This is a genomic window from Pragia fontium DSM 5563 = ATCC 49100 (genome assembly GCF_900112475.1).
Lineage (GTDB): Bacteria > Pseudomonadota > Gammaproteobacteria > Enterobacterales > Enterobacteriaceae > Pragia > Pragia fontium.
Genome location: NZ_FOLW01000008.1, coordinates 107,897 through 119,990 on the forward strand (window position 1 = coordinate 107,897; position 12,094 = coordinate 119,990).

A 12,094-nucleotide genomic window follows, 5' to 3' on the forward strand; every position below is an offset into this window, starting at 1 on the left:
CATAACACCACATAATAAAAATAGTGCTGCATTATAGCCAATCCATGCGCTTTGTCATAAAGTTACCCTTTATTTATTACTGAATTCTCCAATCCGTTGGGTCTTTCTGGTTACTGGATCCTGGCAACCCTGCCATTTATTCACTCAGACCAAGCCCTTAGCAGCAGAAATCAGTACATTCATTAAGTCATCAATGGAGCTTTCGCGTGGTTACTCTTTCCCGTTTATATGTACACCCGGTTAAATCAATGCGCGGGCTGGAACTTTCCCATGCTCAGGTTGGCGAAAGCGGCTTAGCCTTTGACCGTATTTTTATGGTGACCGATCCTGACGGGACTTTTATTACTGCTCGACAATATCCGCAGTTGGTTCGTTTTATTCCTGCTCTGTTGATTAACGGTATTTCCATCACTGCCCCTGATGGCCAACATCAAACCGTCGCTTTTAGCGACTTCTCTGCTGATATGTCACCCACGGAAGTCTGGGGTAATCATTTTTCTGCCCATATTGCCCCAGAAAGTATCAACCAATGGCTCAGCAGCTATCTGCGCCGCACGGTTCAACTACGTTGGGTTGGGCCTGAGCTAACCCGTCGGGTAAAAAATCGTCCGGAAACACCGCTGTCATTTGCTGATGGCTTTCCCTATCTGTTGATTAATGAAACCTCTTTTCAGGCACTACAAGCTCGTTGTCCCAGCAATATTGTGATTGAGCAATTTCGGCCAAATTTAATTATTCGCGATGCCGCTCCGTTTGCCGAAGATAACTGGCAAACCATTCGTATTGGAGAGGTTATTTTCGATCTGGTTAAGCCCTGTAGCCGCTGTATTCTAACCACGGTAAACACTGAAAATGGGCGTAAACATCCTCAAGGTGAACCGTTACGCACCCTGCAACAGTTTAGAACTGCGGAAAATGGCGATGTTGATTTTGGTCAAAACCTGATTGCCCGTAATAGTGGTGTGGTAAGACTGGGGGATAAAATCGAGATTCTGGCAACCCATCCCGCCAGAGTGTATAAATCCAGTCAACCAATAGAAACCATAGAACAAGAAAGCGTTGAGCCCAAAGATGTGGTTATCAGCTATGGCGAACATACTTTCCTCGGTAATAATCAACAGGTATTACTGGAACAGTTGGAACAAAATGGTATCCAGATTCCTTATTCCTGCCGGGCGGGTATTTGTGGATGTTGTAGAATCAAGCTGGAAACAGGGGAAGTCAGTGCGTTAAGAAAAGGGGCAATCAAAAGAGATGGGTCTGTCCTTGCCTGTAGCTGCATACCTAAAGGCAATATCAAACTAGCTTAATAATTTAAGCTAGTTTATTTATACGGCTCGTGCCAATGAATGGCTTTGTGAATCAGTATTCTCAATCACTACGGTCATCATTCTGTCATGCATTACTTTAATCGCATCACCTAACTGTAGACATTTACCAGAGAGCGCCATGTAAGACTGAGCTACCAGGCACAGACTGGCGTTCTCACCGGCATCGACCACCAGCAAAATAGCGGTTTCACCATTTTCAATCAGGGTAACGGCTACCAGGTCGCCACACTTAGGCTGGAGATCCACACCCTGCTGAACAAAATACCAGCTTTTAGGCATCAGCGGTTTAAGAAAGCGATGAGCCGATAGCGCATTTAGCGTTAACTCTGCACGCTGATCGTTAGTTAAAGGCAAGCAACGGCAGCATTCTTCCAATTCAAAAAATAGCGCGGCATCGTCAACACAAAATGCGGATTCGGTAAACGCATCAGGCGTCAACATCTTGGTAGAAAAACGCGAACGAAAAATCATTTCATTAGATAAATCTAACATCAATCGATCGTGTTCTTCATCAAAATACCAGCGCCAGTTATCGTCTGGCTTAATCCTCATTATTCTTTCCTTAAACTATAAAACAAAATGAATGTATTTTTACGGCTTATGGCTACATTAAATATCGCCTATTAGCGTAGTAAAAATGAGATATTCATAACCGAAGTGATAAATATAATATCAAACTATTAAAATATAGAACAACCGGAGGAAAAAATAAACCCCCGGCTCTTAATTAAAATAAATAAAACTAAATATGAGTAAGAATTTCTTTAACTAAAGCTGGCCCCTTAAAAATAAAGCCGGAATAAATTTGAATTAATGAAGATCCCGCCGCTATCTTTTCTCTGGCGGAGATCAATGAATCGATCCCACCCACGCCGATAATAGGTAACCGCCCATTTAACTCTATCGCTAAACGGTGGATCATTTCAGTACTCTTTAATTGTAAAGGACGTCCACTTAAACCACCGATTTGATCGCAATTAATTAATTCATTCACCAGAGATCTATCTAACGTGGTATTTGTTGCAATAACACCATCAATATTATGTCGTATTAAACTATCCGCAATCTGGATCAATTCTTCTTCAGAAAGATCCGGCGCGATCTTAACGGCAATTGGAACATATTTAGCATGGCGTTTTGCTAATTCAGTTTGTCTATTCTTAATCGCCATTAATAGATCGTCTAATGCTTCACCATATTGCAGAGTACGTAATCCAGGTGTATTTGGAGAAGAGATATTAACGGCAATATAACCCGCGTAAGGATAAACTTTATCCATACAAATCAAATAGTCATCTTTCCCTTGTTCTACCGGGGTAACTTTATTCTTACCAATATTAACGCCAATAATGCCATTAAAATGGCTCTTCTTTATATTCTCGACTAAATTATCAACGCCGAGATTATTGAAGCCCATTCGGTTGATCAAGCCTTCAGCAGGTAGGATCCTGAATAACCGTGGCTTATCATTTCCGGGCTGAGGTTCCGGAGTTACAGTACCCACTTCGATCGATCCAAACCCCATGGCACCTAATGCATCAATACACTCGCCATCCTTATCTAAACCCGCCGCCAGACCCAGTGGATTCTTAAATGTAAGTCCCATACAGGTAACGGGTTTATCAGGCACCGACTGGCGAATAAGAAATTGTAATGGCGTACCATTAATACGATGAAGCAACTGAAATGTGAATTCATGTGCACGTTCAGGATCAAGCTGAAACAGCGCTTTCCTGATGAAGGGATAGAACATTACTCTCTCCTTAAATCCGGCTATCAACCGGGGGCACATTATTCAGTAATCTGTGGTTAAAATAAATGATCAATGACAGAAATTAAGTTTAATGGCAGCGAATATTTCGTCCACTATCAGTACAGAGAACAAATCAACGTCCATATACGTGGCCGAGCAAGGGGCGTTAAGGACGAACGCCCCCTGCATTCCAGCGCTCAAAGAAAGGCCAAAAGAAAAAGCCAACTCATCAAATGTTCTTAACCAACAAACACTATCGAGCTGGCTTAATATTACCTAGAATGATTTATTTAGCGTTTTACTTATCTTCTCAAATAGATCCCCTGACAGGTTATCCAAACCTCTCAACTTCTCTAAAGCATTACGCATAAGCCCCTGACGCACTTGATCATAACGACTTAAACGGATCAACGGTTCAATCAACCGTGAAGCCACCTGCGGGTTACGTTGATTAAGATCCACCAATACCTCAGTTAAAAACGCATAGCCTGAACCATCTTTCGCATGAAATGCCGATGGATTAGCAGAAGCAAAAGCGCCGATCAATGAACGGATCCGGTTTGGGTTATTCATGCTGAAAGATCGATGATTAAGTAACGATGTTATATTCTGCAATACATGACGATCCGGACTACTGGCCTGCAAAATAAACCACTTATCCATCACCAAACCATCCTGATGCCAGCGCTCATCAAAGGCTGACATTAACGCATCCCGGCAAGGTAACTGAGCAGCAACCGCCGCAGACAAGGCGGCAAGAGAATCGGTCATATTATTCGCTTGATGGTACTGCTGGCTTACCAACCCGTCGGCAAATTCGCTTTCGGTAAAAGCCAGATAGCTTAAGCACACGTTACTCAGCGCTCGTTTGGCAATATCACCATGTTCAATCCGATAAGCTTTGGTTCTGTTAGCCAGATAAACCGCCAACCACTCATCCTGCATTTCCCGAGCAAAGGTATTCACCAATTCTGCTTTTACTGTATGAATGGCGTCTGGATCGATAACCTCAAACAACTCAGACATTTCATTCTCTGATGGCAGTGTCAGGATCTGCGCCGCCAAGGCCGGATCCAACTTATCGCTCAGTAGAATGGCGCGGAAAGCATCAATCACATGTAGAGGTAGCTCAAACGGTTTACCTTGCTGTATATCTGCAACATTCTGCTTAATATATTTTGCCAGCAGCATTTGAGCAGCATCCCAGCGAGCAAAATCATTGCTGGCATGCTGCATCAGAAACGCTAGCTGCTCATCGCTATATGGATAGTCCAGCTTCACCGGGGCTGAAAACTCTCTCAACAACGAAATAATTGGTTGCTGTGGCACATTATCAAACACAAAGGTTTGCTTGGCTTCCGTCAGGTTAAGAATAGGATTAACCAATTTCCCTGCCGTATAAAGCGGGATTACTTCACCGCCGTTGCCATAGAGCTCAATATCTAATGGAATATGCAGAGGTAACTTTTCTGCCTGATCTTGAGTTGGTGGCGTCATTTGGCTCACCGTCAGGCTATACTGCTGTTTATCCGCATCATAGCTGTCAAGTACCGTTAGCTGCGGCGTACCGGACTGGCTATACCAACGTTTGAACAGCGTTAAATCGATACCGGAAGCTTCTTCCATGGCCTGCACAAAATCATCGCAGGTGGCTGCGCTACCGTCATGGCGCTGAAAATAAAGCTTCATACCCGCCTGAAACTTCTCTTCTCCCAGTAACGTATGCATCATACGGATCACTTCCGATCCTTTCTCATACACCGTGAGAGTATAGAAGTTATTCATCTCGATAACTTTATCCGGGCGAATTGGATGCGCCATTGGGCTAGCATCTTCAGCGAACTGCGCACCGCGCATCACTCTAACGGAATCGATGCGGTTTACCGCTCGCGAGCCCAAATCTGAACTGAATTCCTGATCGCGGAATACCGTCAGTCCCTCTTTCAGGCTGAGCTGGAACCAGTCGCGACAGGTAACGCGGTTTCCGGTCCAGTTATGGAAATACTCATGACCAATCACCGATTCTATATTCAGATAATCTTTATCCGTTGCGGTTTCGGCTTTTGCCAGCACATATTTGGAGTTAAAGACGTTTAATCCTTTATTCTCCATCGCGCCCATATTGAAGAAATCAACGGCCACGATCATATAAATATCCAGATCGTACTCTAGCCCAAAACGGGTCTCATCCCATTTCATGGCATTTTTCAACGAGGTCATCGCCCAGTCCGCACGATCGAGGTTACCGCGGTCAACATATAATTCCAGATCGACGCTACGCCCAGAGCAAGTAACAAACTTGTCGCGTAAGACATCAAAGTCACCGGCTACCAGAGCAAACAGGTAACTCGGTTTTGGGAAAGGATCCTGCCACTGGATCCAATGGCGCCCATCTTCCAGCTCCCCTTGGTCGATCCGGTTACCGTTGGATAACAAATAAGGGTAGCTTTTTTTATCCGCTACGATCCGAGTGGTAAAGCGAGCCAGCACATCCGGACGATCCAGATAATAGGTAATATGTCGGAAACCTTCAGCTTCACACTGGGTGCATAGTGCATCACCAGAAACGTAGAGCCCTTCAAGTGCGCTATTGGTCGCCGGATGAATATCATTAACAATCTTCAGGGTAAAACTGTCGGGAAGATTGTTCAACACCAGCTGACCTTCCTTTTGTTGATAATCCGTCCAGTCTTGATCATTCACACTAACGGAGATCAGCGTTAGGCTTTCCCCATCGAGTACTAATGCCGCACTATTTTTTCCATTGCGCTGCACCTGACTTACCGCCGTTACTCGAGTGGTTTCCGGCGCTAAATCAAAATCCAAGTCAATATCAGTAATAATAAAATCAGGTTTACGATAATCCTGGCGATACTTTGCCTGTGGTTTCTGTGTCATAAAAAAACCTATGTTGTTCAATCAATTCATAAACTGAGTCTATGCTTCTTCCTCGTCAGTTGCAAAACCGCGCGTGGCTAAATAAGAAAAATAATCATTTTCTTCCTTACTATTGTCTGACTAACCGAAAATATCAGGATAGCAACCGCAATAAACCTTTTACCTAAGCCCAACATTACCGCTGGGCACTCACCTGTTTTTAGGTACCCTCGATAGAAGGGCTTTATACAACCGTTTTATTTGATGAAATATAAAAGGTATACTCCCCAGACATTTCAGAGCGTCACTTAATGAGAAAACAGTAACCGCAACATGAAACCACAGGCAAGCCCCATTCTTACTTCATTATTAGATACCGATGCTTATAAGCTGCATATGCAGCAGGCTGTTTTTCATCATTACCGTAATACTACCGTGGTTGCGGAGTTTCGCTGTCGCAGTGAAGATGCTCTGGGTGATTATGCTGATGAAATTCGCCAACAAATCTTTTTAATGCAAGACTTGGCGTTAACTGAAGACGAGTACCACTATCTGGCCTCTCTTCCCTTCTTTCATCAAGACTATCTGGACTGGCTGAAAACATTCCGCTTCAATTCAGATCAGGTACAAGTCACCAATGAAAACGGGAAATTACAGATTCGTATTACCGGACTGTGGTATGAAGCGATTCTGTGGGAAGTTCCTCTGCTGGCGGTTATCAGTGAAACTATTCATCGCCACAGAACACCTGAAATTGGTCGCCAACAGGCAATCGATTTCCTGCATAACAAACTTGCCCATTTTCGTGCTAATTACGCTGACGTCGATTTATCACAGTTTAAAGTATCCGACTTCGGTACACGCCGTCGCTACAGTAAAGATGTGCAGCAAGCGATTGTGACCGTATTACAGCAATCGTTCTCTCCTTACCTGATTGGCACCAGTAATTACGATCTGGCGCGCCGCCTGAATCTGTCACCGATTGGCACTCAAGCCCATGAATGGTTTCAGGCTTTCCAGCAAATTAGCCCGGTTCTAGCCAATAGCCAGCGAGCCGCTTTACAAGGTTGGTTGGATGAATATCCAAATCAGCTTGGTATTGCCCTGACTGACTGCATTACTATGGACGCATTCCTGCATGATTTCGGTATCCAGTTTGCTACTCAATATGAAGGGCTGCGTCATGACTCCGGCGATCCCTTTGAATGGGGCGAAAAGGCTATTGCTCACTATCAGAATCTTGCTATTGATCCATTAACGAAAACCTTGGTTTTTTCTGATAATCTCGATTTGGACAAAGCGCTGGCGCTATACAAACGCTTTCACACTCGAGTCAAACTGGTTTTTGGCATTGGAACGCGCCTAACCTGCGACATTCCAGGCGTTAACCCGCTGAATATCGTCATAAAACTGATTCAATGTAACGGTAAACCCGTTGCCAAGCTGTCTGATAGTCCAGGAAAAACCATTTGTCAGGACAAAGGATTCGTTAAAGCACTGCATAAAGCCTTTAATTTACCTTTAGTAAAACGTGACAACTGATATTCTGGCAATATATATGAAAGAAAAGCCGCCTTACTACTGTAAATGAGCGGCTTTTTTTAGTACCTTTACTGGTTAGTTCAGTTTCCGCAAACTTATGGGTCAAAACCTGAGTGCTAAGGTAAGTTGTTGTATCTTACTATGCTGCGGATATTGCTGTTTTCTGATTGTCAGTTAACATGCAGAAAATAATACAGAGTTCAGGCCATTGCGTTACCAACGAATAGGTAACCGGCCTTAAGTCATCATTCAGATAAATTAACATCATAAGAGAGAAATTTATGAGCGTAGTGCCTGTAGTCGACGTACTGCAAGGCCGTGCCGCGGTTGACAGCGAAGTCACCGTACGCGGTTGGGTACGTACCCGGCGAGATTCTAAAGCCGGTATATCCTTTTTAACCGTTTATGACGGTTCCTGCTTTAATCCATTACAGGCTGTTATCAATAGTTCTCTGCCAAATTATCAGGATGAAGTTTTACACCTGACAACCGGCTGCTCGGTCATCATTACCGGTAAAGTGGTCGCATCTCCCGGTGAAGGCCAGTCTTTTGAACTACAAGCGACTGATGTCAAAGTTGCTGGCTGGGTAGACGATCCAGACACTTATCCAATGGCGGCTAAACGCCATACTATCGAATATCTGCGTGAAGTCGCCCACTTACGTCCGCGCACTAACATCATTGGTGCCGTTGCCCGTGTAAGACATACGCTGGCTCAGGCAATTCATCGTTTCTTTGATGAACAAGGTTATTTCTGGGTTTCCACCCCGATTATCACAGCAGCCGATACCGAAGGTGCCGGTGAAATGTTCCGCGTTTCTACGCTGGATCTGCAAAATCTACCGCGTACCGATAAAGGTCAGGTTGATTTCAGTGAAGACTTCTTTGGTCAAGAGTCATTCCTGACGGTTTCTGGTCAGTTAAACGGCGAAGCTTACGCCAGTGCTTTATCCAAGATCTATACCTTTGGCCCGACCTTCCGTGCAGAAAACTCGAATACCAGCCGCCATTTAGCAGAATTCTGGATGGTTGAGCCGGAAGTGGCCTTTGCCGACCTGAATGACGTCGCCGCATTAGCTGAAAGCATGTTGAAGTATGTGTTTAAAGCGGTTCTTGAAGAACGTGCTGATGATATGGCCTTCTTTGCTGAGCGTGTAGACAACGAGGCCGTTTCTCGTCTGGAAAAATTCGTGAACTCTGATTTTGCTCAGGTTGACTACACCGATGCCATCACGATTCTGGAAAATTGTGGTCAAAGCTTTGAAAACCCGGTTAGCTGGGGCATCGACCTCTCCTCCGAGCACGAACGTTATTTAGCAGAAAAACATTTCAAAGCGCCGGTGGTGGTCAAGAACTATCCGAAAGATATCAAAGCCTTCTATATGCGTATGAACGAAGACGGCAAAACCGTTGCCGCCATGGACGTTCTGGCACCGGGCATTGGTGAAATTATCGGTGGTTCCCAGCGTGAAGAACGTTTGGAAGAGTTCGATCGCCGTCTGGCAGAGCTCGGCATGAATAAAGAAGACTATAGCTGGTATCGCGATCTGCGTCGCTATGGTACCGTTCCTCATGCTGGCTTTGGCTTAGGATTTGAGCGTTTAATCGCTTATGTCACCGGAGTGCAAAACGTTCGTGACGTGATTCCGTTCCCAAGAACGCCAAGAAACGTTTCATTTTAAACGCAACAAAAAGCGTTTAAAATTCGTTCAACACCCAAAGGGCCAAATATTTTGGCCCTTTGTTTTTTAAAAATTAGAGACTTATCACAAAGTTCATTCCTATTCACATTTAGAAACAGCTATTTTCCCCTTGTAACTTCTTTAGTATATTAGTAGCATTTAAAGGCTAGATTAACTGCCGCACGAATGAAAAACTGCGGGTGGTTTAAAAAATGCATCAATTGTTATCAGCTATAAAGCTGAATGCAGTGGCCGATGCTAGACAACTCCAATGAGGGAAGTTAATAAAATGATGAAACGTAAAATTTTAGCAGTTATGGTACCAGCAATGTTAGTTGCCGGTGCAGCAAACGCAGCCGAAGTGTATAACAAAGACGGCAACAAGTTAGATATCACCGGTAAAATCCAAGGTTCTCACCTGTTCTCCGATGATAAAAGTGCTGATGGCGATAAGAGCTACGTTCGTTTCGGCATTAAAGGCGAAACTCAGGTTAGCGATCAGGTTGTTGGCTATGGTTTCTACCAAGCAGAACTGAAAGCCGACAAGAAAGAAGGCGATAACTCTCAGAAGACTCGTTTAGCTTACGCTGGTCTGAAAGTGGGTGATGCGGGTTCTTTCGACTACGGTCGTAACTACGGCGTTCTATATGACATCGGCGGCTGGACTGACGTTCTGCCTGAGTTCGGTGGCGACTCTTTCCAACAAACTGACGTCTTTATGACTCAGCGTGCTGGTGGCTTAGCAACTTACCGTAATAAAAACTTCTTTGGTATGGTTGATGGTCTGAACTTTGCCGTTCAATACCAAGGTCGTAACGACTCTGGTGACCGTAACGGTTCTGATCGTAACGGCGACGGTTGGGGTATGTCTTCTACCTATGATTTAGGTATGGGTCTATCTTTAGGTGCAGCTTATGCATCATCTGATCGTACTGATGGTCAAACTGCAGATCACCGTGGTGACCGTGCAGATGCCGCTACTGGTGGTATCAAATACGACGCTAACAACATCTACTTGGCTGCTATTTATGGCCAAACTTACAACATGACTCGTTTTGGTACCGACAACAAATTTGTTGCTAACAAAACCCAAAACGTTGAGTTAGTTGCTCAGTATCAATTCGACTTCGGCCTGCAGCCATCTCTGGCTTGGGTTTACTCAAAAGGTAAAGACTTAGGCTATACTGATGGCGTACACAATTTCGATAGCGAAGAATTAGCAAACTATATCGATGTTGGCGCTAACTACTACTTTAACAAAAACATGTCTGTTAAAGTTGACTATAAAATCAACCAGTTAGATGATAACAGCTTCACTAAAGCTGCTGGCATCACAACTGATGACGTTGTAGCTGTAGGTCTGGTTTATCAGTTCTAATTTATCTTTAAATAAGATAACAAAAGGCACCTTCGGGTGCCTTTTTAATTGGCTTTAAAAATATTTCTATCGTAATTCAACAAGGTTATTAGATTTTTCAATATATATAGCAACTTTATAGTTTTATTTACTTTTTCTTGTTAAATCATTGTCAAATCCGACAAATTAACGATACTCTGGCTATACTATTGTTTTCCCCCTGTTACTCTAATTCATGGAAGCCATCTACTATGTTTGAACATATTAAAGCCGCGCCTGCTGACCCGATATTAGGATTGGGAGAGCTGTATAACGCCGAAGCCCGCCAGAATAAAATTAACCTTGGTATTGGTGTATATAAAGATGAAACAGGTCACACGCCGGTTCTTGATAGTGTAAAAAAAGCTGAGCAGTATTTGCTGGAAAATGAAAATACCAAAAACTATCTCGGTATTGCTGGTCTAGCAGCATTTGCCAGCTGTACTCAAGAATTACTGTTTGGTGCGGGTAATTCAATTATCGCTGACAAACGTGCTCGTACCGCCCAATCACCGGGTGGCACCGGAGCCCTGCGTATTGCAGCAGACTTTATAGCAGCCAATACCAGCGCAAAACGCGTCTGGATCAGTAACCCAACTTGGCCAAATCATAAAAATGTCTTCCAGGCGGCGGGATTAGAAACCCCTGAATACCAGTATTACAATGCGTCAGAGCATGCGCTGGATTTTGAAGGGATGTTGGCCAGCTTAGAGAAAGCCCAAGCGGGTGATGTGGTACTGTTCCACGGCTGCTGCCATAACCCTACCGGTATCGATCCAACGGCAGAGCAATGGCAAATACTGGCTAAACTCTCCGCTGAACGCGGTTGGCTGCCTTTGTTTGACTTTGCCTATCAGGGATTTGCTAACGGTTTAGAAGAAGATGCTCAGGGACTGCGTGTTTTTGCCGCTACCCATTCTGAGTTGATTGTTGCCAGTTCCTATTCAAAGAACTTTGGCTTATATAATGAGCGCGTCGGTGCATTTACCTTAGTTGCTGCCGATAGCGAAACCGCTGAACGTGCCTTTAGTCAGGTAAAATCTGTTATTCGTGCCAACTACTCCAATCCGCCATCCCATGGTGCTTCTGTGGTTGCCACCATATTGAGTAATCCAACCCTACGCGCTACTTGGGAGCAGGAATTAACCGATATGCGTCAGCGTATTCATCGTATGCGTCAGCTGTTCGTTAATACTCTGCAGGAAAAAGGCGCTCAACAGGACTTTAGTTTCATTATCCAACAAAATGGTATGTTCTCCTTCAGTGGGCTGTCTCAAGAGCAGGTGCTGCGTTTAAGAGACGAATATGCTATCTATGCGGTTAACTCAGGGCGTATCAACGTTGCCGGAATGACGTTAGATAATATGGCTCCGCTGTGTGAAGCAATTGTTGCTGTGCTTTGAGTTGGGAGGGAGACTGACGCTTAGGTGTAATGTTTGTTAGTTAAGGATCCCACTCTGTATGCAATAACTGATAAATTCCGTCATCTCGGTTTTCACCGGGATGACGGGGT

The 12,094-nt window shown here is 44.3% G+C and carries 8 protein-coding genes; 5 read left to right on the top strand and 3 right to left on the bottom strand.

The features are described from left to right. The first annotated feature begins 206 nt into the window (after positions 1-206). Complete coding sequence (locus BMZ28_RS12485) at positions 207-1,310, top strand: YcbX family protein (RefSeq protein WP_047781331.1); 1,104 nt, start codon at positions 207-209, stop codon at positions 1,308-1,310. A gap of 18 nt (positions 1,311-1,328) precedes the next feature. Here the strand turns inward: BMZ28_RS12485 and BMZ28_RS12490 are convergent, their stop codons facing one another. From BMZ28_RS12490 to pepN, 3 genes are all read right to left on the bottom strand, one after another. Next, the gene (locus BMZ28_RS12490; protein WP_047781332.1) at positions 1,329-1,883 is read right to left on the bottom strand and encodes a cell division protein ZapC; all 555 of its coding nucleotides are present in this window, start codon (positions 1,881-1,883) and stop codon (positions 1,329-1,331) included. Between the two features lie 190 nt (positions 1,884-2,073). Then, positions 2,074-3,084, bottom strand: a complete 1,011-nt coding sequence (gene pyrD / locus BMZ28_RS12495) for a quinone-dependent dihydroorotate dehydrogenase (protein WP_047781333.1) — start codon at positions 3,082-3,084, stop codon at positions 2,074-2,076. A gap of 276 nt (positions 3,085-3,360) precedes the next feature. Beyond that, on the bottom strand, positions 3,361-5,982 hold the full coding sequence (pepN, locus tag BMZ28_RS12500; RefSeq protein ID WP_074823603.1) for an aminopeptidase N: 2,622 nt from the start codon (positions 5,980-5,982) through the stop codon (positions 3,361-3,363). A gap of 312 nt (positions 5,983-6,294) precedes the next feature. On the opposite strand from pepN, the gene pncB reads away from it, so the two are divergent. The 4 genes from pncB to BMZ28_RS12520 all read left to right on the top strand — a co-directional run bounded on the left by pncB (position 6,295) and on the right by BMZ28_RS12520 (position 11,984). Then, positions 6,295-7,503, top strand: coding sequence for a nicotinate phosphoribosyltransferase (gene pncB, locus BMZ28_RS12505; RefSeq protein ID WP_074823606.1), 1,209 nt, complete (start codon positions 6,295-6,297; stop codon positions 7,501-7,503). A 281-nt stretch (positions 7,504-7,784) separates the two neighbouring features. After that, on the top strand, positions 7,785-9,185 hold the full coding sequence (asnS, locus tag BMZ28_RS12510; RefSeq protein WP_047781336.1) for an asparagine--tRNA ligase: 1,401 nt from the start codon (positions 7,785-7,787) through the stop codon (positions 9,183-9,185). Between the two features lie 292 nt (positions 9,186-9,477). Beyond that, positions 9,478-10,563, top strand: a complete 1,086-nt coding sequence (ompC, locus tag BMZ28_RS12515) for a porin OmpC (RefSeq protein ID WP_074823730.1) — start codon at positions 9,478-9,480, stop codon at positions 10,561-10,563. Between the two features lie 230 nt (positions 10,564-10,793). Next, complete coding sequence (locus BMZ28_RS12520) at positions 10,794-11,984, top strand: amino acid aminotransferase (RefSeq protein ID WP_074823609.1); 1,191 nt, start codon at positions 10,794-10,796, stop codon at positions 11,982-11,984. Positions 11,985-12,094: the final 110 nt, after the last annotated feature.